Raw genomic sequence first — 24,869 nt, forward strand, 5'->3', positions numbered from 1 at the left:
CTATGTCAGGTATAACGTCTTTTTACTTTTCGCCACCATAGTAAAGCACCAGTAATAGAAAGCAGGCCTGGTGACAGGCCGACGATCACATAAAGGATTTTAATGGCCATGCCTCCAAAGCTACCCACATGCAAAGCAAAAAAAGTAGCCTCTATCTTTTCCCATAGACTTCGGGTCGATAATCTTTCTACAGATTTAATCACGCCGGTAGATGGGTCAACAGACACAGTGTTACCTTTGTAGAATAATGCCAGTTGATGTTTTACTGGACCACTGATCCGGAAATCTTTCTCCGGCTGGGTGGGTAGGTAGACATTCTGTATGATCAGATCCGGCATACTTTTTCTAGCAGTAACTAACATTTCGTCTATAGATTGTACTGCAAAGGTATTTGCAGGAGCAGAGACTATTTGTTTTTGCCAGTAAGAGCGGTCCATGGAGAACTTGTTCATCCAGAATCCGGTGAAAAATATAACTACGTTAAACACCATTGCCCAAACGCCCACTATTCTGTGGAGACCTGAAGAAATGGTCCGCCAGTTATCCCATTTAATGCCGACCTGGAAAATCAGAACTTTCCATACATATTTCCGGTAAATGATGAAACCGGTAATTGTAGAAAAAAGCATTGTAATCCCAAAAATAGTCGCCAGTAACAACCCTGGAATTCCCAATTGAAAGCTCCAGTGGAATTGTATTAACCACTGCAGGAAACCTGTATTCATATCTTTCAGATTCCCTTCGCGTAATGTTTCTCCGGTATATGGATTGATGCTGATCATACCCAGGTCATAAGTAGTTAACTTTCCATCATTCTGATAGAGCCTGAATTCATAGGCATCATTAGGCGCGGCATCTGCATTTAACCAGCCAATACCCGCTAAATTTGGATGGTCAAAACCAATCTTCCTGTAAATAGAGTCCAGTGATTGCCTTTTTCCCTTCGGTTGTACAGTCAGCAAATCTGCATTGAGTACATGATCTATCTCTTTCAGAAAAACCAGAGCAGAACCGCTTAACCCAAGCATAAGTAGAAAAACACCACTGATCAGTCCAAGCCAGCTATGAACGGAAAAGGCGATTTTGGTGGTTGAGTTTACTTTTTTCATCGGATCTGATAGCTAATTCCTATGCGATAATTGAAAGGGTCACCCAATCCAGCAGTTACAGTACTGGATCTGCTGCCTGTAAAATAATGCTTGTTCGTCAAATTGTATGCATTAAACTGTATGTTGTAACGACCTCTCTGGTAGTTTACCGCCGCATCAAATACAGTGTATTCCGGAAACACGAAGTTTTGATTGCTGATCAATCCAACCTGGTCGCTCACATACCTTACACCGGCCGCCAATCCTAATCCTTTGGCAGCTGTAGTACGTAAATTATATTTTAACCAGAGGTTAGCGATATGTTTGGGGGCATTTGCGAAACGGTCACCCTTTTTGCCAAATGCGCTGTTACTCAATACAATATGTTCATTATAGGCATATCCGGCGATAATGTTAAAATTACCGATCGTTCCCGTCGCTGATAATTCTACACCTCTGCTTCGGGTTCCATCTATAGCTGCCTGACGGTGAGAATTTTCTTCAGTAGGGGCTGCGGTCAGAATATTAGCATAATTGATTTGATACAAGGATAGTGTGGCCGACAATTGTTCATTAAAGAAGTCTGCCTTCGAGCCTAACTCATATTGCGTTGCCGTTCGTGTTGGAAATGGCCCTCCCGAAAGAACATTATTAGATGTTTGTGGGTTGAACGACCGGAGAAATGTTCCGTATACGGAAACGTTGGTCATTGGTAAATACACCAGTCCAAATCTTGGAATCCAGCCAGTCGCCTGAAGTTCATCACCCTGTTTATTATCTCTGGCGGAAAGTGGCGTTTCCTGCCCATTGTAATTATCATATCTGATGGAAAGCAGCGCTTTAAATTTTTCGCTGAAGCTAAGCTGATCCTGTATATAGAGGCCAAGTAGATTGGTAATTCTCTTATTATCATCAGACTCTTCTGCTTCCACACTTGAGGCGGGAGGGTCGTTACTGTAATCGGGATTGAAAATCGAGATCCGTGTAGATGGTTTGTATTGATAATCATTTTTTGTCCAGCCATAACGGTTATAATCGGCACCAATAATAACCTGGTGTTTAATTGAACCGGTTTTAGTTGTATAAGTCCCATAAGCGGTGGTTTGCAGGCTAAAGCGGTCTGTTCTCCAATCCTGGTAGGCTCTGCTGACAGAGTCGTTCCTGATCTTGCCGACGGGAATATGATCTGTAAAATCGAGCACATTTCTTACCCCACGCTGTACTACAGTTAAGTCGAGATCTTTAGCGAACCTATGATTAAAGGTCAATGTAGCTGAGGCATTATCGGTCTTTCCGTAGTCTGATGGACTTTGAATGGTCAAATTGTCTGGATAGTAATTGAAATCAAAAGTCCCATCCGGACGGGTACGTATAAATGTTCCGTTGTCATATTGCTGAACAGCTTTCTGGTGAGCATAGTTCAGTTCCAGATTTAGATTTGTATTTTCAGAGAAGATGTACGTCAGGGACGGAGCAAGGAAAATGTTCTCTTTATCCTGATTATTGCGGAAACTTTTCGATCGGTCATAACCTATAATTGCACGATAGAGCAGCTTTTTGTTCTTTGTTAAGGGGCCTGTCAAATCCAGTGATGCCCTACGGAAATTCCAGCTGCCTAATGATAGATCGACATTATACCTGGCTTCCGTCAAAGGCTTCTTAGTTACAAAATTGATTACCCCTCCCGGAGCCCCTTCACTGAAAAGAGCTCCTGAAGGACCGCGCAGTAATTCGACAGATTCTACGTTATATAATAATGGTTGCTGACTCCATAAGAATAGGTTTCCGCGTACGCCGTTATAAAGCAGAAAACTGGCATCGGTAGGAGAATAAGCAGTGAATCCACGCATATTGAAGGAACCGTTACCATTATTGGCTTTCATACCGGTAAATGTACTTGCAATCTCATTCAGTGTAAATGCCTGCCGGTCCTGCATGACCTCTGATGAAACAACTTGTACCGATTGGGGGGTAGAAAGTAGAGGGATATCCATTCTGGTAGAGCTATTAGACCGTTTCACCTGGTACCGCGTTTTGGTCGTATTGATCGCCACCTCCTGGAGTTCATTTTTACTTTCAGAAAGCTGGAGGTTAAGAAACGTGTTTTTTCCTGATGCAATGACAAGGTTTTGTTTTAGAGCGCTGTAGCCGATATTTGATACGACTAGAACGTAGGTTCCTGCAGGAACTCCGTTTAGACTAAAACCTCCGTCTGCGTCTGTTTGCGTTGTGATTTTTGTATGCTGGAACTGGACCGTTGCGCCTCTAACAGGCTCATTGTTAATTGTAACTATGCGACCCTTTAACATACCTGTGTTAATTTGTGCAAAGGAATTCGTGGTGACTACTATAAATAGCACCAGTAATGTGAAAATATTGATTTTCATTTGAATGATAAAAATTGGTAATGACAGCACTTTTTGGCGCTATCATTTATACCCGATAAATATTCGTGAACACGAAAAGGCCATATAGACCAGCGGTAGCCAATATCAGTCCAGCCCGTATTGAGCTTTGTCACAATCTGGCGTTCTTGCAGTATTGTGTTAAAAAAACGGAAAAGGCTATGCGGAAAGCTTCTGTGGTGGTTTGAAGATATCGTTTGCGAAAAGAGAAGGTTTGAATTTCAGGTAAAAGGGATTGAATGTCAAGGGCCCATTTTCGGACACGGATTCATTTACCTCAAGCTTGTTCATTCTACAGAAGAACAGGATATTTGTTTTTTCAAGATTTTCTACTCTATGCTTCTCCTCATTCTGCTCTGCCTGCTTTATTTTCTTAGCAAGAAAGCATCTCCCGTTGCAGTTCATTTCCGGCTTGTCTTTATTTTCACAAAAACTAGCCGTAATGTATTCCTGATTCACTTTAAAAGCCAGGATTAAACCAAGTTTATTAAAGGACTGGGTGATCAGGGTGAGCAACAATAAAAGGCAAATGAATCTTTTCAAAGGTTTTATTTAACGCCTGCGAAGGTATATATTTTTTACGATCATTCGGAAAAGTTATGGCCGATAATGCTGCTATTTCTGAATGAGTCCGGCTATTATATTAATTGTAAATGCTACAATGAAAGTATTAAATGCAAATGATAGCAAACCGTGCATTAAGGCTAACCTCCGGATTCTCCGGGAGGTAATCTGAACGTCCGATACCTGAAAAGTCATACCGATAACAAATGAAAAGTAAGTAAAATCCAAATAATCAGGCTCTTGATCATTTGGAAAGATCAATCCTTTATCTTTGATATGTTTTCCCTTTTTATCATTGTCTGCATCGAAATAATAGAAGTCGGCATACCTCAGCGTGAAAAGAGTGTGTACTAACCACCACGAGCTAATTACACAGGCGAGTGGGATAATAATAGAAGTAGATAACTGTTCTTTGGACTGTGCTGAAGCTCCCTGCAAAAGAATAATAATGGCGAACAAACTTGCGAAGGCTGCAACTATTACAAATATAAATATCACTTTACGGCTCGAATCCTGGGCACGGGCTTCATGTTTGACATCGGCAGGGTGACTGGTTAAAATAGTTATCCAGGATAAACTGACATTGGTGAACACATAGGTTAGCCAGCTGAGCATTAGACGAATCTCAGGTTCTAGATGCATTATTGGAGTAAGAAACGTCAGCAAGGCAGCTCCTAATGATATATAAAGCTTGTGATGTGCGTCGAGTCTGTTTATTTTTAACTGCAATTTACCGATGAAAGACATAAGAATTTTCTCTTTTTGACGACTTTTACGAAATGTTGTTTAGTAAATATATGCAGAAAGAATACTAAAATAGCGGGAGTTAATACGATTGTGTACTCATTTCGGTGTGCTGTTTTATATTTGGGAGAAAACCTGCCGGAGCACTGGTAAATTAGTCGGTTTACAACATTCCATCTTAGAAAAAGAGATGGAGCTGTTTTAGCCGCAAGTGGTTTAGATTAAGTATTTTTGAATTCAATAACATCTCCTATGTATATCCCTAATGGTTTTCAGTTCGACAACGACGACGAAAAAGTAGCTTTTATGAAGCAATATAGCTTCGCCACAATAATTACCACAAAAGACAATTTTCCGATAGCTACACAGCTACCTTTTCTTGTAGAAAAGAATTCAGACAAGCTGGTCTTAAGTTCGCATTTTGCCCTGGCCAATGAACAAGCTAAGATTATAACGGAAAATATCTCACTGGTTATCTTCACGGAACCTCATGCGTATATTTCACCCAAACACTACGAGAAAAGGGAGAGCGTACCAACATGGGATTATATTGCCGTACATGCCTATGGAAAGGCTAAGATTTTAGATGATGAAACATCTAAATTGAAAATACTGGAACGGATGATACATTTCTATGAAAAAGACTACCTACAGCAATGGGATGGTCTAACTGAAAAATTTAGAACCGGAATGATGCGCGGCATAGTTGCTTTCGAATTGGAGGTGTCAGACCTGCAGGGGCAAAAGAAATTAAGCCAGAATAAAACAGTGGTAGAGCGTGACAGAATTATAGAACAACTGGAAAACGGTGGTAATACAGTAGAGAAAGATCTTGCAAAATATATTCGGGAAGAAAACAAATAACCAGCTGTACCACTGTTAAATCGTAATTTAAAACGACCAAATCAGGTATCTTGTATCTGAGGTTCTACCAGCTTTGCCAATTTTTCCAGAGATTCCTGCCAGCCTAAATAGCACATCTCTAAAGGGATAGCTTTGGGAATACCCTCCTGAGTGATTTTTATCTCGGTGCCTGCAAAAGTTTTTCGGAGCCAGACTGAAGTTGTCATCTCACCCGGGAGATTAGGGTCATCAAATTTATTTGTGTATTTGAGGAACTCGTTGGGTTCAATACTAATATAGTCTCCGCCAAATGAATGGCTGTTGCCGGTTGAGAAATTTTGGAATGACATGCTGTAAGAACCTCCTGTCTGTACATCCATTTGATGGACGGTACAGAGAAATCCATAAGGAGGAAGCCAGGAAGCAATTGCCAGGGCTTCAGTAAAGGCGCGGTATATCTTCTCCGGAGATGCCTTGAGGATTCTGTGGAGTAAAACGGTATTGTCTGACATATGATTTAGTTTTAGGTTAGAATCAATAACATAAAGATGGCATGAAAATTTGGTTTTTAAAGGGGGGCTGAATCTACATTCTCGTTTCTATTTTAAGGTTATGATTGTTTAGATTGACTATTGTTTTTTTTAAATTCACTTGGGCGCATTCCATATTTTGATTTGAAAACTGTTGAAAAGTAATTTGGGGAGGAAAAGCCTACCATATAGGTGATTTCTGCGATGCTGTATCTTTCGTTAATCAATAGGTATTTTGCTTTCTTTAATCTTCTGCTCATGATGTAGTCGGTTACACTGCAGTCTAACAGCGCTTTGACTTTTCTATACAACTGCACCCTGGAAATTCCTATTTCTTTACTGATTTCATCTACACTAAAATTTTCATTGGAAAGGTTTTGTTCTACGATTCCGGAAAAGTCATTTATGAATTTTTTGTCCAGCGATTTTGATATAGGTGGTTTTCCTGAACTGCTGATGTCGCTCATATAATGGCTTTTGAGCAGGTAGCGGTTTTTTAACAAACTCTTTACGGTGGCCACTAGATAGTCGTAGTTGAATGGCTTTATAATGTAAGCATCCGCCATGCTTTCCATTCCATTAATTTGCTGTTCCAGGCTACCGTGAGCAGATAATAAGATGATAGGGATGTGTGAGGTCCTGATATCCGATTTTAGTTTTTCGGTTAGCGAGCGTCCTGATAAGCCCGGTAGAATGAGGTCTGATATAATCAGGTCTGGTACCTGTTCGTATGCCGAAGCTATTCCATTTTCACCTGTGTTTGCTAGGAAAACTTCATAATCTTGTTCAAGTTTATTGCCCAGGTAATTCAGAAGGTCAGCATTATCTTCAATAATTAATATCGATTGCGGTTTTATTGTTCTTAATAAATCCGGGTTTGTATACTCAGGGATGTCATTTAGCCCCGTAGTGTAGATTTTTGCATCTTCATATAATAGGTCTTTATTAGCTTTCCCTCTTAATTTTTCTTGTTCAGTAAAGTGATCCTCTCCCAATTGAAGCTGAATGCTAAATTTGGTTCCCTGGGATTTTGTGCTTTCGACGTTAATATTACCATGATGGAGGATCATCAGTTCCTTGGATAAGGATAAACCAAGTCCCGAACCTTTGGCCGTATTTGTTTGAGCTTGATAGAAATGCTCAAAGACATGATCAATCTCTTCTGCGGGAATTCCGGGCCCATTGTCTTTAATCGAAAGCGTTACAGACGTCGAAGTATGAGTGATTTCTACGTAAATGACCCCATTGGCGGGTGTGAATTTTAAGGCATTAGATAATAGGTTGAAGATAACTTTGTCGAGCATATTGACGTCCAGCCATACCTTAATGTTCTGGGCATCTGTGAGGAGTCTGATTTCAATATTTTTCTTTTTTGCACTATGCTGGAAGCTTTCCAGTATGTCAGTTACAAAACTGACAATATTGTTTTGAGAAACACTTAATAGCATTTTATCATGTTCAATCTTACGATAATCGATTAGCTGGTTGATGAGTCTAAGCAGCCGATAAACGTTCTTTTGAATGAGATTTAGGTTGTTTTCTGCCCCCGCCTTGATTTTTTCATTTTGTATCAGGTCTTCTAAGGGGGATAAAATCAGGGTGAGTGGCGTGCGAAACTCGTGAGACATATTGGTGAAGAAGTTTAGTTTAGCTTCTGTAGCTGCCTCAGCTTTACTCGACATTTCTATCAATTGATTCCGCTGATTTAATATTTCAATGTTATTTGTTTCCAGGTTTTTATTAATTTTTCTGTTTTCTAGCAAAGCGTAGAGGGCAAGTCCTCCAAAAACTACAGAGAGCACAAGCGCGATTACTGTTACATTAAGAATGATTTGCTGGTTTTTGAACAGGACCTTCTGTTCTTCCAATAGACTTCCCTGTCGTTCAATGTCTTTCTGCTGACTTATAAATTTGTTCCATTGGAGCTTCATGAGCTCAACATTTGTAGAATCGATTACAAGCGACTGTAAAATGTTTTCTTTAGAAAAGGATTCTTTGTTGAGGATTTTAAAGGCAGTACTTATGGCTTCTTTTCCTCCGGTGGGATAAACCACGCTTGCGGTTAAAATTCCACTACTAACCATCTCCAAGCCTCCCCCTTGTCCTGGCAGGGCATCAACCCCGATTACTTTGATCTGTTTTTTATCCAGGAGTGTATTTATAACTTTTCTGCTTGCTGAGGCCATCTGATCGTTATGTGCAAAAATGGCGTCTATGTTTATCAAAGAATTTTTGATTTTATTCAGCTGCTCTTTGGTGTCTTCTCCGAGCCAGTTTCCATAAACCTGATTGGTAATTTTAATATCCGGGTATCTTTTCAATCCCTGGATAAATCCCCTCTGCCGCTCTATAGTGGGTGAGGAACCTGGGAGTCCTAAAACCTCCACTATATTTCCTTTGCCCTTAAGTACTTCGCCAGCGTATTCACCTGCCATTTTTCCAATCTGGAAATTGTCTGCACCCACGTAAGCAGTATAAGCTGATGAAGCTGTTTTTCTATCGATGATAATTACAGGGATACCCTTATTGTAGGCTTGTTCCACAACTGGCGTCAGGGGTTGGGCCTCATTTGGGGATATGATCAGAATATCAATTCCCTTACGAATCATGTCCTGGGCCTGCAACACTTGAAGTTTACTATTTCCATTGGCTTCTTTATAGATCAGTTTGGCACCCGGGTGTAAGGAAAGTTCAATTTTAATTTCTTCAAGCATGGTTTTTCGCCATAGGTCTGAGCCAATGCATTGTGAAAAACCAATGGTATAGGTAGGGTTTTCCTTCTGCTTTTCACAACTACTGAAGCCGAAGGTTAAAAGAAAAAGTAGGATAAAGCTTTTAGGCAGGTAAAATTTGGTTTTCATGGTATTGTTTCAAATTCCAGAGCGGAACAGCGGAAATAAGTAATGGTTGGTGATGGTTATGCAGGGAATTAATTTAAATATATAGAAAAGGCAGAGATAACAGAAATACGGTCAGTCCAGAGCTAATTGCCGTTGAGTTATGGAGGTATCAAAACCTAACCTTATTTGATTCGAAATTGAAGGTTTATAATAATCAGTGTTAGCTGTGAATTATAACTAACTGATTATTAGTCTTTTGTTTGTTTATTGAAATTTGTAGTTTTTAGAAACGATTTTGATGGTTTTGCTTCAGGCTTTGATCTAATTTACGATCATTAACCAATATAAACTTTAGCATGAAAAAATATTCCGTCCTGGCATGGTCCATGGTCGTAGCCCTGGGTGGCTTTCTTTTTGGATTCGACACAGCAGTTATTTCCGGTGCTGAAAAATCAATCCAGCAATTTTGGCATTTATCTTCTTTTGAACATGGCTTTACAATTTCGATAGCACTAATAGGTACAGTAATCGGATCACTTATTGGCTCCAAACCTTCCGATCAATTTGGGCGTAAAAACACCTTGTATTTTGTAGCTATCGCTTATTTGCTTTCTTCTATAGGTACTGCACTGGCTTTAGATTGGTCTGTATTTCTAACCTTTAGATTTCTTGGTGGATTGGGCGTGGGAATATCCTCTGTGACTGCGCCTATCTATATATCGGAAATCTCCCCTGCGCACAAAAGGGGACAGCTTGTTGGTTTATTCCAGTTCAATGTCGTTCTGGGGATCCTGATTTCTTATTTATCAAATTACCTGATTAGTCAGGGGGGCGAATCCTCCTGGAGATGGATGCTTGGAGTTCAGGCATTTCCTTCTTTATTGTTTTTGGTGCTGATTTATTTCATACCGGAGAGCCCTAGATGGCTGGTGTTAAAAAAGGGTGCTAATGAAACTGCTTTGAAGATACTAAGAGTTATTAATCCAGTTAATTGCGAACAAGAACTTGCCGCTATTCAGAACTCAGCATTAAAATCAACATCAGGAAATGATGAAAATCTTTTCAGTAAGAAATATCGGACTCCGGTGATGCTAGCCATACTTTTTGCATTTTTTAATCAGGTTTCTGGGATTAACGCCATTATATATTACGCACCCCGGATTTTTGAGATGGCAGGATTAGGCGCCCACTCTTCTTTACTCTCAACAGTAGGGATTGGCATGGTCAATTTTATTTTTACGTTGATTGCCATCAATTTTATCGATAGAATTGGTAGAAGGGTGCTGATGCTGGTGGGGTCTTTTGGATTGATTGCTTCTTTATTCCTAGTTGGATTTACCTTTTATACAGAGAATTTCTCTGGCTTTGCAATCCCTGCCTATATCATGCTATTTATCGCATTTTTTGCTTTTTCTCAGGGAGCGGTCATCTGGGTTTTTATTTCCGAGATTTTCCCCAATTCTGTTCGCGCCAAAGGTCAGACCCTCGGTAGTTCTACGCATTGGATCATGGCCGCAATTATTGCATTTTGTTTTCCTTATCTGGCAGAAACATTTGGAGGGGCGACCACCTTTTTCTTCTTTGCAGCGATGATGTTGCTTCAGCTAATTTTTGTTTGGAAACTGATGCCAGAAACTAAAGGCAAATCATTAGAGCAAATAGGGACTAATTTAATCATGCATTAATCTTAATAAGATATCGGTATGAATCTTTCGAAAATAAAATCGGTAGTATGTTTTGGCGAAATTCTTTGGGATATTCTGCCAGATGGAAAAAGGCCGGGCGGTGCTCCGATGAATGTAGCCTATCACCTGTATAAATTAGGCCTCCAGAGTCATTTGATAAGTAGTATCGGAAATGACAAGGCCGGGATAGAGTTATTAGATTTTTTAAACAGAATAGGTGTATCATCGGACTGGATACAGACTAATGCTCACTATGACACCAGTCAAGTGCTAGCCTCTATTAACCAGGCAAATGAAGTAAGTTATGAGATTGTAGCACCGGTGGCCTGGGATTATATCCATTGGGACAATGAGATGGAACAATTAATCAAAGCAGCTGATGCATTTGTGTTTGGAAGTCTTGGCTCCAGAAATGAGACTTCCAGGGCTACCTTAATTAAGATGTTGGAACATGCTAGTTATAAGGTTTTTGACGTAAACTTAAGGGCACCACATTACAGTCCTGAATTTGTATCAGATTTACTTAGGCATGCTGACATGGTCAAAATAAATGCTGCTGAACTCTGTTTGATTGCAGAATGGAATGGGATTGATTATTCAAAGGAACTGGAATGTATTGAAGCCATTTTTAGCAAGTTTGGGATGAATGAAATCCTGATTACTAAAGGCGCGCATGGCGCGACCTATTACAATAGAAACCTGACCTATGAATATCCTGCATATAGTATCAATGTAGCGGATACCATAGGGAGCGGCGATTCTTTTCTTGCTGCATTCCTCGCTATGAAGCTCGCTGATGAGCCATTAGAGATAGCGTTGGATTATGCAGTGGCCATGGGTGCCTTTATCACGGCACAGTCGGGGGCTTGCCCTGAATATTCAAAATTCGATTTTGACAGATTCATCTGGAAACGAAAATGGTGTGAATCACTCAAACTAACCAAATAGGTCTATTTTACTATAAATGTCATAGCTCACCATCCATGCCGCTCATTAAAAACTAGAACACATGAATATGAACCGTAAAACTTTAATGATTGCTTTTTTTAGTGTAATAACATTAGGAAGTTCTTTTTTAAACGTTGTAAAAGCCCAGCAGCAAGCAGCTGCAGGAGCTGAACAATATCGTCCTCAATTCCATTTTTCTCCAAAGGAACATTGGATGAATGATCCCAATGGAATGGTTTATTATAAGGGTGTCTATCACCTTTTTTATCAATATTATCCTAAGGGAACCGTGTGGGGCCCGATGCATTGGGGCCATGCCACCACTAAAGATCTGTTCAATTGGCAGGAAAAACCAATTGCGTTGTTTCCCGATAGCCTGGGATATATTTTTTCGGGAAGTATTGTGGTCGATAAAAAGAATACTTCCGGGCTTGGTAAAGATGGAAAAGTACCTCTTGTTGCCATATTCACACACCACGATCCTAAATTGGAAGAGAAAAAATTAAATACATTTCAGACTCAAAGTATTGCTTATAGTCTGGATGAAGGAAATACCTGGAACAAGTATTCGGGAAATCCAGTGATTAAAAACCCTGGGGTCACCGATTTTAGAGATCCAAAGGTGATGTGGTATGAGTCTGGGGAAAAATGGATCATGACGCTGGCAACTAAGGATCGAATAACCTTTTATTCCTCCAAAAATTTAAAGGAATGGAAGAAAGAGAGCGAATTTGGAAATGATTTGGGAGCACATGGTGGAGTATGGGAATGTCCTGACTTATTTCCTATGGAGCACAATGGAAAAACCATTTGGGTTCTGCTAGTGAGTATCAATCCAGGCGGGCCTAATGGTGGTTCTGCGACACAGTACTTTACGGGCAGTTTTGACGGTAGTAAATTTATAGCCGACTCAAAAATAGAGAAGTGGCTGGATTATGGGACTGACAACTATGCAGGTGTTACCTGGTCAAATACGGGTAAGAGAAAAATATTTATTGGATGGATGAACAATTGGCAGTATGCTAACCAGGTTCCCACTAAGGCCTGGAGAGGAGCGACTACTATTCCCCGAGATCTATATTTAGCACAAACATCTGAACAATATTATCTGCGTTCTGTTCCTGTGAAAGAAATGGATCAGCATCTCAGCTCGGTTTATAAAAAAGCAACTTTAACGTTCGGCAACGAAATTGACCTTTCCGGTTATACCAAAGATCTGAATGGACAATTAAAGTTGGATTTCAACTTCAATGCGACAAGTAGTATGGAGATTGTATTGAGCAATAAGGCAGGGGATAAGCTATTAGTCGGATATGACAGCAAAAGCAAAATGTATTATATCGATCGTACCCATTCGGGTGCCACAGATTTTGAAAAAGATTTTGCTAAAAAACATAGCGCCCCGAGGATAGCTGTATCTGAGAATGCCAAAATCAGTTTGATACTTGATGTTGCATCTGCGGAACTTTTTGCTGACGATGGATTGACAGTGATGACTGATGTGTTTTTTCCAAGTACGCCAATTGACAGTGTGAAATTATTTGGGAATGAAAATCAAAAATTGACTAATCTTTCAATTTCTTCAATTCCAACATTTAAGTAAAGTTAAAATGCTTGTTTTTCATGAACTGATTCATGGATTACCAGTTAGATACTAAATAGACGGGGAAATCACCGCAAGCGTAATTTTTTGCTTTTCATGCAAAAATTTAGTCGTTGATCATTCATTTTTCACAGGTGATCATTGGATAAACCGTAGTTTTTGGCATAATAAAAGCCTGCAATCAAATGATTGCAGGCTTTTGTTTGTTCTGGTACTATTTCGCGTGATTCCGCTGGGATTTAGACCTTTGCGAAAATCAGCGTTTATTCATAAGGTCGAAGGTTTTGAAATTGATACTCACCGCTTGAACGTGTGCCTAACAAGTCACTTAGTTCATTTTCAGATAAATCATTTGTTCCGTTCGAAACTTTATAGCTTCTATTGGATTTGGATAAGAAACAGGATAACGTGCTAGTTCATATTCTTTGATTAATAGGCTTAAGATTTCTAATTCATCAGAAATTGCAGAGCCCTCTACGATATCAGTTTGCATCAACTCATACACATGAGCCAGAGCATCATCGTATTCTTTCTCAGTTTTAATTGGTTTTAACATAACTAATTGTTTTAGCATTTATTTTATCATCTTGATTATGCGTTCCAAACCAGACAATAAAAACAATTTTTAATCGACATTCTATATCTACAATTAAGCGGTAACTATTAAATACAATTCTTTTTTCATTAACTATAGAAGCATTTTTATATTGTGCTTTTTAATTCATTTGGATTATTCCATAGTGCAGATTCATACCAGCTTAATAACTCTTGTTCTGCCTGGTGGAATTCATCAATACAATCTTTTTAGAATTTTTATTGCTATCATTCGCATATTAACAAAGACACTAAAATGTTCCCAAAAAGGGAACATCTTGTTCGTTAAGTTCTTTTCCAAAATTTATGTATGCATACCGATAGCGATCTAAAAACTCAAGAATAAAACTTCTTATTTCAAATGCGAATTTGGCAGAGAAAATAAGCGACAATTTGATCAGAATAAATACGACATGGGAGTTAGTCGATCAGTTTTCTAAGAATCAAAAATTAATCAAAGAAATTGAAAACGTAATCAAAACGATTTTAATACAAAATGCCTCAATTTGCATTGAGGCATTTCTTGTGATCCCGCTGGGATTCGAACCTAGTTCAAAAATCAACGTTTATTCAATATTTAGTGGGTTTTGAAATTGGTACTAACCGAATCGCTCACCTTTTGTTTGATACGTTTTAGCTGCAAATGCTATATTCTAATATACTAGAATTATTTTGTAATTAGATTTTATCCCAAATTTGTGATAATGTCTATAGTACGCATCGGGTGATTAATAATATCGTTATCTCTTGTGAAAATCATCCAATTCTTTTGCTGAGCCAATTCTAAAAAACAACAATCATTATAGTCTGCATAATAGCACATTTTAGAAATTATTTCTGCATCAGAATTGTTAAAGTTATCTGGGAATGGAGAAGCTAACTTTAAAATATTTTTAATTGCTGAATTTATAGCTAATGTAGAATCTTTGAACTCTTCAGTCGGTCTAAAATCTTTTTTTAAATTCAACGAATGAGCAGTCATCCTACTTGCTTTCCAATTATCAAACGAAGCGGAAAGAAGCACATTATAAACTTCAGACAGAACTAATGATGTAACATATAAAGATGCATTGACTTTTCTTGCTGACTCTAAAAATTTAGTTATTTGTTCTTGAATTTGGATTTTATAATTTGCCAAAGGTGCAAAAGCATAAATGAGAATATTTGCATCTAAAAAAATATGATGAGAGCCTTTTGGCTCAAAATCTTTCAATTTTAAGATTCTGCCCATTTAGTCAAATTTACCCTCAAGGCCTTCATTAAAAGACTTTTGATCTTTGAAATACGCCTTAGCCCGCTCAATTACTTTTTTTAAAAGTTGTAGATCGTCATTTGGTATATTTACAATATGTAATGCAGAGTTTAATTCGCTAGAACTGTATTTAGAATACAATCTACCAACTGCAGAATTTAAAAAAGCGGAAGTAATTATTTCTATCCCTTTAAAATCTAAAGAAATGCTTCTTTTAGAAGCTATTTCCTCTTCTATTATATTATATATTAATTCTCCAGAAGAAGGAGTTAACGCGCTATCGCTATTTAATATTTCCTTAATATTCACTAACATGTCTTATGGTTCCAAATGTACTAAAAAATATTTTGAGTTTCTTCATCTTCCGTATCAAGAATGTAAAAATTAGGGTCACCAAGTTTAAGTTCAATAGTAACAATGGTTCCTGGAAAATCATATTGAAGCTCTGTAGTAGTTATAATCTTATCTATTATTTCTACAAAACCATTGCCAGAAATCATTTGTAGCTTTCCCTTATTGTAAAATAGTAAATCTTGTAAAAGCTTTAATCCCAACCCACCTGGCTCATCTCCAAATTTGGTTGTGTTTCCTTCTTGTAATGCCCATTTAATAGCTTCTATTCCATTTAACAAAAGTTTTAAATGCCTATTAACATTTGCGGTTATTGTTTTTCCTAAATCTACAAACGTTATGGTGGCTCTAGGATTGTTATTACCTTTAAAAAATTGTCCACAACAATATACATATTCACAACCAGCATGAGTAATCGCATTGACACATATTTCAAAAATACTTCTCAGTATAGCTTTTTTCGCTGCAACACTCATCTGTGGCATACCTTCTTTTCCAAATAATTCAGAATCAAAGAAATCCTTTGCTCTAGTCTCATCATTAAGATTGAATTTTTTAAACTGTACACTGTTTGTATGATACTTAGGAACACTGTATGGATAATTGAACTTTTCTAAAAATCCATTATTGGCTAATGACCTAAGTGTTGCTGGAGTAACATTCGCAATATCTATGATATTGTCTCTTTCTATCAAACCTTCTAATATATTACCTAAGATAGCACAAAGATTCCCTTCTATTAAGCTACAATTTTGAAAATCTATTTTAATAGATAGTTTTGAATGAAGAAGTGATTCGCCCGCCAATTTTGACATAAATGAATACCCTATGAAGTCACTTTGTAAACTTTCAGGAATAGCGATGGATATATCGTACATAAACTAAGTTTGTTTAAAACGGTAAATCATCTTCATCGCTGTAGACAATTGCTTCAACTGTATAAATACTCCAATTAGTATTCCAATCATTCTTTTTGAAAAATTTTAGTTTTTTTTCATCGTCAAATATTTCCGTACTAACAATTAATTTATAGATGTTATTATTAAAGGTTCGAACAAATAAATAGGGGCCAAATAAGGGTTCATCATCATCAATAGTATAGCCATATGCGATCATAAATGCTTTAAGGTCATCGAAGCCCTCAATGTAAAAATTGTATTTAATGCCTAAGTCAGATTTTACACTTTCAGTCAAAGGATGACTAATCATTAGGATACGATTAATTTCCTCAGCTTGATCTTTATTTTCATCGCTTAAATAGTTTACAAGTCGATTTAGTGTTTGAGCTGTTTTTTCTAATCCTTTAATTAAATTAATTTCTTTTACTCTAGTTTGTTCTTGTAGAAATCTTTGAAATAATCCTGCTAATTGTTCTTTTAAATATTTTGTGATGTCTGAAACAGTATCAAAACCTTTAATATTGTTATTTGCTTTTAGCGATTTAATTTCTTCAATGAAATTATAAATTCGCTGATCATCAACATACCTATATTTAATATCTGAGTCTTTATTTAACAAATAAGTCTCATACTCTGAGAGAACATTTTTATCAATAAATAAGTAAATCTGTTTATTTTCCGCAAGTGCCGCTCTTATCTCCATTTGAGAAACTGAAGAGTCATGTTTTTTTGATTCAGAGCCAAATCTACCACCGACTATAGATATTAATATATCTATACTTTTAATTTCTTTATAACAATACTCTTCAAGTGCATCTTCTTTTCCATAGGGAATGTCACCTTCTTCATTCCGAACTGGCTCATAACCTAATTGATCCAGGAATAAATCTAGATCAGCTCTTGTTTGCTTTAAATCATAGAATGTTGAACTAATAAAAACTCTAGGTTTTGCCATATTTTTTTTGTTATGCTGTAAAATCAGAATAAATTGTTCAAGTACCAAAAAACATTCATTATAAATTATAGACCTTTTTCTTGCAAGCGGAAGTTTGGCAGTTGCCGTAGTTTCTTTCCCCATGCTCTGCAAATGGGATTATAAGGATACTCCAAGTATCCTTTACGATTTTGATGGTAGTGAGATAAACGAAAGCAGAATACTCGAACGTATACTATAAGACATTGAGGGAGCAAGTTTATGTTTTTCTACTACATAAACTATTTTACTACTCCCGATGGTCGCAATTTTAAGGCGTGGTAATATTGTGAGTTAGCCCGACGCTTCCTTGCGGCCTGTGAAAATCCTTTGGGATTTTCACTTTGCTTTTACGGAAAAGGCTCTCCCGTTAAGAGTGTGAGACATTCGATGACAAAGGCAGTTCAGTAATTCGGTAGTCAGTTCCTTTATAATTATCTGTAATATATTTTGAGCGCTCTGCTAAAACTGCATTTAGCCATTGTGCCATTACTTTTCGGCCTGAGCGCTACGCATTTGTTCCTTCTTCATCATGATCTAAGAGTTGCAAAAGTCTAAGGTTAAAGATGCGCAGGTAAGGTTCTTCCAATTCTCTGTCGACTTCATATGCATCTTCTTCTACATCTAAAAAATTAAGAAAGAAATAAGTTGCCCAGCGGTCGGTACCAGTAGGGTTGCTATAAAAACAGGGGAAAAATACCTGATTGATAAAACCTTGTATGAGGGTTGCAGGGTTAATCTGGTAAATGGTACATAGAGTACTAAAATCTTCCGGTAGGGCCAGTTGAACAGTAGTTTCCATAGTATTCAATTAAGGGTTAATATTTTGATGACGGGAAAGGTAAAAATCATGTAGGATGGCCGTTCTTTCGGTCAGGCTCCTTACAATATAAAGTTCAAGGCGCGTTTCTTCCATGCGTTCATAAAAATCAAGTTCTGTTTCCGTAAAGTGTAACTTTTCAGAACTGTCTCTTGCAAAGCCATTGGCGATCATCATAAACAAGCCCATTGTTAAATTATCATTTGTTATTTTAAGTCCTTTGCGGGCATGACAATCTGCCAACGAGATCCTACCCATAAAATGTTCCAGATATTCCTTCGGATAGCAGTTATGCAGTTCACAAAGCACAGAGAAATTTTTGCTGAGGTGTATTGTGGTATTTTCATCCAGATATAGTACATCAGATGGAACATAAGTTCTTTCCATAATTTTAAAGAGGGAATCCACGTAAAACATTGATTTCTTTCTTTTCAACTGGTCTTTACCTTTTTCCTTTCTGGCCAGTTCAATAACTCCTTTGATACAACCTACAGCCACTGTTCTGCAATGAAGCAAAGCTTTGCTTTCCCTGAACTTTCTTTTCCTAGCGATCACAAAGGCAGAAATTGTTCTGGTAGCCTCAGAAAACCCTTCATGGTAATAGGGACAGATTGTATCATACAAAGTGACGTGGTCAGTGAAAATCTGTAACACTTCGGGTATATTAAGTTTATAGATAGTACAGGCCACTTTAAATTCTATTGGAACATCAATCAGTTGATACTTTGCTTTTTTCATATCAATACCTGTTCTGAGTGATCTTGTGTTCTTAAAGCAAAGCGCAGTTCTTTGTAATTTGTAGCTTCTTTGTCTAAATACTCAATTTTCTCCTGGCACATTTCCAAAGTCATAACTTTAAACGCAGATACCTTTTGATAGATGGCTTCTTCTTCGTTCACCTTAAAAGTAGGGGCATATCTGGCACCGGTATAGCTCTTTGTCAATACTTCAAATAATCTTTTATCTTCAGCACTACCGGATAAAAACTTTTTTAATGGCCTGTCTGAAAAAGCTGTGCATAAGCCAAGCATCCGGCCAAGGTTATGAATTTCTGAGCGGTAAGCTAAATGTACCCTAATCAATGCAATCAGACACTGTTCTATAACCTGATGAATCATAAAAACGCAAACCGTAAATTGCTCCTTAGTTAGATAGGCATTCACCGGCTCCATTAAAAAAGCCGTCGGCTAATGGCATCCTATGGGATAAATGTTTGATTGCTTTAACTGCGCTTTGTGTTGGGATGAAAACGTTAGAACAGTCCATATTACCCATTCCGTCATGGCTGTAAATTAATTGGCCTTTAGTGCATGCCGTCATGAAGAAGCGGTTGTTAGCTTTAATGGCATCGTTTATGTTTTCCAAGCTATGGCATAGAATAGTAATATTACCATGCTGATAATGATAATTGGAAAAATCCTGTACCTCATAATCATTTCAAATAGTCCCGCAATAAAATAAGAAAGCGGAAATGATCGACGACCATTTCCGCTTCTCTAAATTAACGCTCTCATATTAAAGCGTTAAACAACGCTAAATATTGTATAGCAAATAAATTAAATCACCGCAAATTTCTTTTTCAATAGTGCCATATCAACCCCAACCTTAATATCCAATATTTTTGCGTAATGCTGGGTAGTCCTGATGTTAGTGTGCCCCAACATCTTAGACACACTTTCAATAGGAACGCCATTAGAAAGGGTTACAGTAGTTGCAAAAGTGTGGCGGGCAACATGAGAGGTCAGTTTCTTTTCAATGCCACACAGGTCTGCAATCTCCTTTAAAAACTCATTCATCTTTTGATTACTTGGAACGGGCAATAAAGTTCCTTTATGTAGGCAAGTAATGTTTGTAGCATATTTATCTATGATTTCAACGGCGGTAGGCAATAGCGGAATTGCAGAACGGGTTTTAGTTTTCTGCCTGTTGGTGAAAACCCAGCGTCCCCGTCATTACCCTTACTAATGTGGGAGGTTTTCAAATTAAACACATCTACATAGGCCAGTCCGGTAAAACAGCAGAAGAGAAATACATCCCGTACCTGACCAAGGCGTTCAAAGATAAATTTCTTATCTGCAATCTGTTGTATCTCTTCATTGTTGAGGTAATAGCGGTCTATATTTTTAGATTTTCCCTTGTAGCCTAGAAATGGATCGCTAGCGATCCAGCTATTTGTTAAAAAATGTGAATGATCTTGCTGAGGTTCTTCATATTTTTGACCACATAGTTATTACAACAGTTTTTATCAGCCCTTAGATAGTAATCAAAATCATTTATAAAAGGTTGATCTATCTTCTTAATATCCATATCAGCAATGCCATATTTTGATTATATGAATGCACTAATGTGACGTTCCAGTACCAAATAACGGTTTAATGTGCCCTGCACATATTCCTTGCCCACCAAAGCTCTCATTTTTTGGTTATGGTTTGTAATCGCTTCCAATAGGGTGTGAGAAACAACAGTTTTCCATAGATAGCTGTTTTTAATGGCTTCCGAAGTAATAATTTCTCCTGCTTGGTCAAGCGAATGATATGCCTGATAAACTGAGGTTTGTAATTGATCGAGATAAGTATTTAATAATTTCACTTTTTCTTTTGTACCGATTGCCTTGCCAGCTTTGGCATTCCAGCGAGCAGGTTCACACTCACGGCCAGTAGTCATTTCAGCTCTTTTTCCTTTCACCGTAATACGAATGTAAATAGGAGCAGTACCACTGATGTAGTTCTTTTGCTTTTTCAGATAGAAAAGCAGGCTGAAGTTCGTTTTCATCATTTAATGATTAAGGGTGAAACAAAAATAGCTTTGCAGTTTAACGATTACAAGATGTTCAGTTTGTAACTACCTGTTCAGTAGCTGAATATGCGCAATTCGGTGAGTAGGGTAAATTTTCCAAATGACTCACCGAATCGCTCACTTTTTTTATGTGAATTGGTGCAAGTTTTGGTACCCCCGTAAAAGTAAAAAGGCCGTTAATCATGCGATTAACAGCCTTTTGTATGTTTTGATTTTGAATCTTGTGATCCCGCTGGGATTCGAACCCAGGACCACTACATTAAAAGTGTAATGCTCTACCAGCTGAGCTACGGAATCATTCCTTTTTGTGAAGGAGGTGCAAAGATAGAATTTAAAAATTCTTTTGCAACGTTTTTAGCTAAATAAATTGCTAAAGATACCTTTGCTCTATGGTAGAGTAACTCAAATGGTCTGAAAACCAAAGTATAACATAGGTCTTGCAAACAGACTATCGGTTTTCAGAAGCGGACTTATTTCTGCAATTCAACAAAATCGGGATTATAGAGCTTATCATTAACGCTCTTTAACTTAGTTTCAGGAACCTTGATAATTTTCCGGTCATAAGTCATTAGTCCATTTGTTTCCTGTTCCACGTCGGTTGTCTGCGTATAAACAGCAGCAGAAAGGCCGCGTTGAATAAGGTTTTCCATTGTCGTGATGAAGCTAGAGTACTTTTCAAATAACTCATCTGCAGTTTTAAAAGATTGATAACCCCAGTTATCCTTGTCTTTCCAGGTGTGGCCCGGGACAGGAAGTCCTAAACCGCCATATTCGCCCAATACTAATGCATGTGCTGAGCCAAATAAGTCCGGACGTGGCATGGCAGGATCAGGATAATGGTGCAGATCTACGATATCACCCGTTATAAAATGATTACCACCACTGGCGCTGTTCACTAATCTGGATGGATCTTTCTTCTTTGTCCAATCGCTAATTTCTATTGTTTTGAATTGTCCCCAAGCCTCGTTGAAAGGTACCCAGGTAATGATGCTTGGGAAATTATGCAGGTCGTCCATGATTTTATTCCACTCCTTACGGTAGATAGCTTCAGATTCAGCAGTACGATCTTTATCAGTCCCACCCATTAATCCCAGGTCTGGCTGCCATTTATTACCAAGGTCACCGCTTGGCATATCCTGCCAAACCAATATACCCAGTGAATCGCAAGCATGGTACCAGCTCGCAGGTTCTACTTTGATATGCTTACGTATCATGTTAAAACCCATTTCTTTGGTTTTAATAATGTCGAATACCAGCGCTTCCTGCGTTGGAGCAGTGTATAAGCCGTCTGGCCACCAGCCTTGGTCTAATGGGCCATATTGGAATACAAACTCATTATTCAATAACATACGCTGGACGCCATTCTTATCCTTGCCTAAAGAAGATTTACGCATGGCGAAATAGCTTTTTATTTTGTCTACTGTTTTCCCTTTGCGGATAACTTCGACGGTCAGGTTATATAAAAATGGATGGGCAGGTGACCATAATTTGGGCTGATTAATTTTTAGTTCAGAAGCAACTTCCGGATCTGCAGTTAGCTCGGCGATTTTAGTGGAACCATCATAAGCCGTAAACTTCAGCTGGTCACCAGGTTTGGCAGACTTCACTTTCGCCGAAAGCTGAATATTTCCAGCGTCAATGTCCGGTGTATGTTTCGTTGATTCTATATAGGTTTCCGGAACATTCTCCAACCAGACCGTTTGCCATATTCCGGTAACAGGGGTATACCAGATACCCTCTGGTTTAATTTGCTGTTTGCCTCTTGGCTGCGGTCCTTTATCGGTTGGGTCCCATACGCTCACTACGAGTTCCTGTTTGCCACCTTTTTTCAGATGAGGTGTAATGTCGAATGAAAATGGGTCGAAACCACCTTCATGTACACCAACTTTTTTACCATTTAAAAAGACTTCAGTTTTCCAGTCAACCGCTCCAAAGTGAAGCAAAATCGTTTTACTGCTTTTGGAAGAAAGAGTGAAACTAGTCTTGTACCATAATAAACTGTCTTGTCCAACGGTTCTTCCCACGCCAGATAGCGAGGACTCCACAGCAAAAGGGACCAGGATTTTTCCTTCGTATTTTGCAGGTTGAGCATTTGATTTTGGTTGTATTGCATAGTCCCAGAGGCCATTCAAATTCTGCCAGTTTTGCTGACGGACCAGTTGTGGTCTTGGATAAGTTGGCAAAGGTGCAGCAGGATTAAGCTGTGAGGACCATGGAGTAGCGATTTTTCCAGGAACCGGTTTCCAGTCTTTGTTCTGGGCAGAGACTAAAGTTACTTGTGTCAGGCACAGCCCGAAAAGCAAGGGTAATAATTTCATAAGATTATATTTGGTGAATACTGTAGCTAAACACGTTTGTGTTGCAGGCCTTAAATTAGGAAATATTTTTTACAACTGGTTTATAAAACTGAATATGAGTAGGGTGAATTTTTGGCGTATAGATTTCTGACCATACAGCAGATGACATAATCCTATGAGAATAAAAGACTAAAACCAAAATTACCCGACGGCGTTATAACAGCAAAACTGAATCATATATGCTGCAAAATGAAGTGTATTTTGGGACAAGCGGGTTGCTGCTTCCTGTACCAAACAAGCAATTTTACCCGGAAGAATTTAAAGAGAAGAGCCGGCTGAACTATTATGGGTCATTAATGAATTCCATAGAAATTAACAGCTCCTTCTATAAAATACCCCAGGCTAAAACTGTGCAGCGCTGGTCAGAAAGTGTGCCTGAGAATTTCAGGTTTACCTTTAAGTTATGGAGGGAGATTACGCATAACAAAGGGCTGGTTTACAGAGATCAGGATGTCTTCCGTTTTATGGAATTCATATCTGCTGCAGGAGATAAAAAAGGATCTTTATTGGTGCAGTTTCCTCCATCAGTTACTTACGGTAATAGATTTCAGGTAGAGAAATTAATAGATTTAATCAAGACAGCAGACCCGTCGGATCAATGGGATATAGCAGTTGAATTCCGGCATCCGGGCTGGTATCGCGAAGAAACTGCCGATATGCTAGCTGATAGAAAGATTGCGATTGTCTTACATGATAAGTCGCCGGCAGTTACACCGTTTAACTTCCACGAATCTAACTTTATTTATCTGCGTTTTCACGGTCCAGGTGGTGATTATAAGGGGAGCTATGACGACGCAACACTGGCGGAGTATGCAGGATATATCCGTGAATGGGTTGAAGACGGTAAGCGCGTGTATGTATACTTTAACAATACGGTAGGAAATGCCCTGCAAAACCTGAATGATCTGCGCGATCTGGTTTTGCAGGACTAAATTTTAAATATTGATCTTACCCTCGATCGAATCATCTATTGTTTTCCCCAGAACTGCACCTGCAGCCATTTTAATGGCCGCTATAGCATTTCCATTTTTGTTATCCCAATAATAACCACTTGATGGCGTGAAACTAACTACAGCAATACGCGGATCATTTTCTCCCTCAGTGAACCATGTTTTTAACAGCGGACTCCAGTACTTTTCAATTTTATTCCGGTCCGTCGACGCTTTTGCAGCCCCTTCCAAATATAAAAAATCGGAGTGAGCCGATCCCTGGAAATACAATTTAACTGCAGGATCTGCCTGGATTTCCTGGTAGGTATGACTGTCATTAGACATTAGAAACCAAATATTTCCAGCTTCGTCAACCTCCTGAACACTCATTGGTCTGGTTCCTTGTGATGGGGAACTTTGGCTTTGTGTTGAAAAAAAACAAGTTTTACTTGTTTCTGCCAATTCCTTAACCTTATCTATAGCCGGGCTTCCAGCCAGGTTTTTTCTGTTTTCTTCTTCTTGATTCTGATTGATACTGTCCATAAGCTTTTCATTTCAGCATATTACAAATGAATTTGGGTATTGTTTTTTTAGATTATGGTTGAGCAGAAGGATTGACGTTAAAATGATTCGGAAATACATATCAAT

Annotated in this window: 25 protein-coding genes and 1 tRNA gene; 5 read left to right on the plus strand and 21 right to left on the minus strand. The window is 38.3% G+C overall.

Annotated features, from left to right (window positions below; translation table 11 throughout):
* Positions 1–5: 5 nt before the first annotated feature.
* The 4 genes from BM192_RS11055 to BM192_RS11070 form a co-directional block, all read right to left on the minus strand.
* The gene (locus BM192_RS11055) at positions 6–1,109 is read right to left on the minus strand and encodes a PepSY-associated TM helix domain-containing protein (protein ID WP_037444262.1); all 1,104 of its coding nucleotides are present in this window, start codon (positions 1,107–1,109) and stop codon (positions 6–8) included.
* The gene (locus tag BM192_RS11060) at positions 1,106–3,475 is read right to left on the minus strand and encodes a TonB-dependent receptor (RefSeq protein ID WP_037444260.1); all 2,370 of its coding nucleotides are present in this window, start codon (positions 3,473–3,475) and stop codon (positions 1,106–1,108) included. The genes BM192_RS11055 and BM192_RS11060 overlap by 4 nt, the downstream gene beginning before the upstream one ends.
* A 177-nt stretch (positions 3,476–3,652) precedes the next feature.
* Positions 3,653–4,036, minus strand: coding sequence for a hypothetical protein (locus BM192_RS11065; protein ID WP_074963982.1), 384 nt, complete (start codon positions 4,034–4,036; stop codon positions 3,653–3,655).
* 72 nt (positions 4,037–4,108) lie between these two features.
* The gene (locus tag BM192_RS11070; RefSeq protein WP_037444258.1) at positions 4,109–4,804 is read right to left on the minus strand and encodes a DUF1345 domain-containing protein; all 696 of its coding nucleotides are present in this window, start codon (positions 4,802–4,804) and stop codon (positions 4,109–4,111) included.
* Positions 4,805–5,053: 249 nt separating this feature from the next.
* Between BM192_RS11070 and BM192_RS11075 the strand changes: the two genes are divergently transcribed.
* Positions 5,054–5,665, plus strand: coding sequence for an FMN-binding negative transcriptional regulator (locus tag BM192_RS11075; protein WP_037444256.1), 612 nt, complete (start codon positions 5,054–5,056; stop codon positions 5,663–5,665).
* A gap of 41 nt (positions 5,666–5,706) precedes the next feature.
* Here the strand turns inward: BM192_RS11075 and BM192_RS11080 are convergent, their stop codons facing one another.
* Positions 5,707–6,156, minus strand: coding sequence for an SRPBCC family protein (locus tag BM192_RS11080; RefSeq protein ID WP_037444253.1), 450 nt, complete (start codon positions 6,154–6,156; stop codon positions 5,707–5,709).
* Between the two features lie 98 nt (positions 6,157–6,254).
* Positions 6,255–9,035 (minus strand): hybrid sensor histidine kinase/response regulator transcription factor, encoded by a 2,781-nt coding sequence (locus tag BM192_RS11085; RefSeq protein ID WP_037444250.1) that lies wholly within the window; start codon positions 9,033–9,035, stop codon positions 6,255–6,257.
* A gap of 335 nt (positions 9,036–9,370) precedes the next feature.
* Between BM192_RS11085 and BM192_RS11090 the strand changes: the two genes are divergently transcribed.
* From BM192_RS11090 to BM192_RS11100, 3 genes are all read left to right on the plus strand, one after another.
* Positions 9,371–10,699, plus strand: a complete 1,329-nt coding sequence (locus tag BM192_RS11090) for a sugar porter family MFS transporter (RefSeq protein WP_037444247.1) — start codon at positions 9,371–9,373, stop codon at positions 10,697–10,699.
* An 18-nt stretch (positions 10,700–10,717) separates the two neighbouring features.
* Positions 10,718–11,647 carry a carbohydrate kinase family protein gene (locus BM192_RS11095; RefSeq protein ID WP_037444245.1) on the plus strand — a complete coding sequence of 310 codons (930 nt, stop codon included), beginning with the start codon at positions 10,718–10,720 and terminating at the stop codon, positions 11,645–11,647.
* Between the two features lie 61 nt (positions 11,648–11,708).
* Positions 11,709–13,250, plus strand: coding sequence for a glycoside hydrolase family 32 protein (locus tag BM192_RS11100; RefSeq protein ID WP_201771418.1), 1,542 nt, complete (start codon positions 11,709–11,711; stop codon positions 13,248–13,250).
* A 328-nt stretch (positions 13,251–13,578) separates the two neighbouring features.
* On the opposite strand, the gene BM192_RS11105 is transcribed toward BM192_RS11100, so the two are convergent.
* The 14 genes from BM192_RS11105 to BM192_RS11165 form a co-directional block, all read right to left on the minus strand.
* On the minus strand, positions 13,579–13,806 hold the full coding sequence (locus tag BM192_RS11105) for a hypothetical protein (RefSeq protein ID WP_234797542.1): 228 nt from the start codon (positions 13,804–13,806) through the stop codon (positions 13,579–13,581).
* Positions 13,790–13,942 carry a type II toxin-antitoxin system HigB family toxin gene (locus BM192_RS21120; protein WP_317040250.1) on the minus strand — a complete coding sequence of 51 codons (153 nt, stop codon included), beginning with the start codon at positions 13,940–13,942 and terminating at the stop codon, positions 13,790–13,792. Before BM192_RS21120 ends, BM192_RS11105 begins: the two co-directional genes overlap by 17 nt.
* A gap of 587 nt (positions 13,943–14,529) precedes the next feature.
* Positions 14,530–15,075, minus strand: a complete 546-nt coding sequence (locus BM192_RS11120; protein WP_037444242.1) for a type II toxin-antitoxin system VapC family toxin — start codon at positions 15,073–15,075, stop codon at positions 14,530–14,532.
* On the minus strand, positions 15,076–15,405 hold the full coding sequence (locus BM192_RS11125) for an STAS-like domain-containing protein (protein WP_157282942.1): 330 nt from the start codon (positions 15,403–15,405) through the stop codon (positions 15,076–15,078).
* Between the two features lie 26 nt (positions 15,406–15,431).
* Entirely contained in the window at positions 15,432–16,325 is an 894-nt protein-coding gene (locus BM192_RS11130) for a hypothetical protein (RefSeq protein ID WP_037444236.1), read from the minus strand.
* Positions 16,326–16,338: 13 nt separating this feature from the next.
* Positions 16,339–17,424 (minus strand): DUF4062 domain-containing protein, encoded by a 1,086-nt coding sequence (locus BM192_RS11135; RefSeq protein ID WP_201771417.1) that lies wholly within the window; start codon positions 17,422–17,424, stop codon positions 16,339–16,341.
* Between the two features lie 403 nt (positions 17,425–17,827).
* A complete protein-coding gene (locus tag BM192_RS11140) occupies positions 17,828–18,121 on the minus strand; it encodes a hypothetical protein (RefSeq protein WP_074963984.1) in 294 nt (97 codons plus the stop codon).
* Positions 18,122–18,130: 9 nt separating this feature from the next.
* The gene (locus tag BM192_RS11145; protein ID WP_037444230.1) at positions 18,131–18,877 is read right to left on the minus strand and encodes a hypothetical protein; all 747 of its coding nucleotides are present in this window, start codon (positions 18,875–18,877) and stop codon (positions 18,131–18,133) included.
* Positions 18,874–19,311, minus strand: a complete 438-nt coding sequence (locus BM192_RS11150; RefSeq protein ID WP_037444227.1) for a HEPN domain-containing protein — start codon at positions 19,309–19,311, stop codon at positions 18,874–18,876. The genes BM192_RS11145 and BM192_RS11150 overlap by 4 nt, the downstream gene beginning before the upstream one ends.
* Positions 19,312–19,695: 384 nt before the next feature.
* The gene (locus BM192_RS21265) at positions 19,696–20,028 is read right to left on the minus strand and encodes a site-specific integrase (RefSeq protein WP_316931027.1); all 333 of its coding nucleotides are present in this window, start codon (positions 20,026–20,028) and stop codon (positions 19,696–19,698) included.
* 286 nt (positions 20,029–20,314) lie between these two features.
* Positions 20,315–20,446 (minus strand): phage integrase SAM-like domain-containing protein, encoded by a 132-nt coding sequence (locus BM192_RS21270; RefSeq protein WP_316931026.1) that lies wholly within the window; start codon positions 20,444–20,446, stop codon positions 20,315–20,317.
* A 21-nt stretch (positions 20,447–20,467) separates the two neighbouring features.
* Positions 20,468–20,914: an Arm DNA-binding domain-containing protein gene (locus tag BM192_RS21275; protein ID WP_316931025.1), complete on the minus strand. Its 447-nt coding sequence runs from the start codon at positions 20,912–20,914 to the stop codon at positions 20,468–20,470.
* A 245-nt stretch (positions 20,915–21,159) separates the two neighbouring features.
* Positions 21,160–21,232 (minus strand) — tRNA-Lys (locus BM192_RS11160).
* Between the two features lie 173 nt (positions 21,233–21,405).
* Positions 21,406–23,253 (minus strand): glycoside hydrolase family 2 protein, encoded by a 1,848-nt coding sequence (locus BM192_RS11165; RefSeq protein ID WP_037444224.1) that lies wholly within the window; start codon positions 23,251–23,253, stop codon positions 21,406–21,408.
* A gap of 218 nt (positions 23,254–23,471) precedes the next feature.
* On the opposite strand from BM192_RS11165, the gene BM192_RS11170 reads away from it, so the two are divergent.
* Positions 23,472–24,224: a DUF72 domain-containing protein gene (locus tag BM192_RS11170; RefSeq protein ID WP_037444221.1), complete on the plus strand. Its 753-nt coding sequence runs from the start codon at positions 23,472–23,474 to the stop codon at positions 24,222–24,224.
* 3 nt (positions 24,225–24,227) lie between these two features.
* Here BM192_RS11170 and BM192_RS11175 read toward each other — a convergent pair whose 3' ends face one another.
* Positions 24,228–24,764 (minus strand): pyridoxamine 5'-phosphate oxidase family protein, encoded by a 537-nt coding sequence (locus BM192_RS11175; protein ID WP_037444220.1) that lies wholly within the window; start codon positions 24,762–24,764, stop codon positions 24,228–24,230.
* Positions 24,765–24,869 lie beyond the last annotated feature (105 nt).

Source organism: Pedobacter antarcticus, assembly GCF_900112985.1.
GTDB classification, from domain to species: domain Bacteria; phylum Bacteroidota; class Bacteroidia; order Sphingobacteriales; family Sphingobacteriaceae; genus Pedobacter; species Pedobacter antarcticus.

Bases quoted from the DNA above. Each gene is read 5' to 3' on its own strand.
- BM192_RS11090 (WP_037444247.1), top strand. From the start codon at position 9,371: ATGAAAAAATATTCCGTCCTGGCATGGTCCATGGTCGTAGCCCTGGGT.
- BM192_RS11135 (WP_201771417.1), bottom strand. From the start codon at position 17,424: ATGGGGAAAGAAACTACGGCAACTGCCAAACTTCCGCTTGCAAGAAAA.
- BM192_RS11165 (WP_037444224.1), bottom strand. From the start codon at position 23,253: ATGAAATTATTACCCTTGCTTTTCGGGCTGTGCCTGACACAAGTAACT.
- BM192_RS11095 (WP_037444245.1), top strand. From the start codon at position 10,718: ATGAATCTTTCGAAAATAAAATCGGTAGTATGTTTTGGCGAAATTCTT.
- BM192_RS11175 (WP_037444220.1), bottom strand. From the start codon at position 24,764: ATGGACAGTATCAATCAGAATCAAGAAGAAGAAAACAGAAAAAACCTG.
- BM192_RS11055 (WP_037444262.1), bottom strand. From the start codon at position 1,109: ATGAAAAAAGTAAACTCAACCACCAAAATCGCCTTTTCCGTTCATAGC.
- BM192_RS21275 (WP_316931025.1), bottom strand. From the start codon at position 20,914: ATGATGAAAACGAACTTCAGCCTGCTTTTCTATCTGAAAAAGCAAAAG.
- BM192_RS11100 (WP_201771418.1), top strand. From the start codon at position 11,709: ATGAATATGAACCGTAAAACTTTAATGATTGCTTTTTTTAGTGTAATA.
- BM192_RS21270 (WP_316931026.1), bottom strand. From the start codon at position 20,446: ATGGATATTAAGAAGATAGATCAACCTTTTATAAATGATTTTGATTAC.
- BM192_RS11075 (WP_037444256.1), top strand. From the start codon at position 5,054: ATGTATATCCCTAATGGTTTTCAGTTCGACAACGACGACGAAAAAGTA.
- BM192_RS11140 (WP_074963984.1), bottom strand. From the start codon at position 18,121: ATGGAAACTACTGTTCAACTGGCCCTACCGGAAGATTTTAGTACTCTA.
- BM192_RS11145 (WP_037444230.1), bottom strand. From the start codon at position 18,877: ATGAAAAAAGCAAAGTATCAACTGATTGATGTTCCAATAGAATTTAAA.
- BM192_RS11105 (WP_234797542.1), bottom strand. From the start codon at position 13,806: ATGTTAAAACCAATTAAAACTGAGAAAGAATACGATGATGCTCTGGCT.
- BM192_RS11070 (WP_037444258.1), bottom strand. From the start codon at position 4,804: ATGTCTTTCATCGGTAAATTGCAGTTAAAAATAAACAGACTCGACGCA.
- BM192_RS11085 (WP_037444250.1), bottom strand. From the start codon at position 9,035: ATGAAAACCAAATTTTACCTGCCTAAAAGCTTTATCCTACTTTTTCTT.
- BM192_RS11170 (WP_037444221.1), top strand. From the start codon at position 23,472: ATGCTGCAAAATGAAGTGTATTTTGGGACAAGCGGGTTGCTGCTTCCT.
- BM192_RS11080 (WP_037444253.1), bottom strand. From the start codon at position 6,156: ATGTCAGACAATACCGTTTTACTCCACAGAATCCTCAAGGCATCTCCG.
- BM192_RS11130 (WP_037444236.1), bottom strand. From the start codon at position 16,325: ATGTACGATATATCCATCGCTATTCCTGAAAGTTTACAAAGTGACTTC.
- BM192_RS11120 (WP_037444242.1), bottom strand. From the start codon at position 15,075: ATGGGCAGAATCTTAAAATTGAAAGATTTTGAGCCAAAAGGCTCTCAT.
- BM192_RS11150 (WP_037444227.1), bottom strand. From the start codon at position 19,311: ATGGAGCCGGTGAATGCCTATCTAACTAAGGAGCAATTTACGGTTTGC.
- BM192_RS11060 (WP_037444260.1), bottom strand. From the start codon at position 3,475: ATGAAAATCAATATTTTCACATTACTGGTGCTATTTATAGTAGTCACC.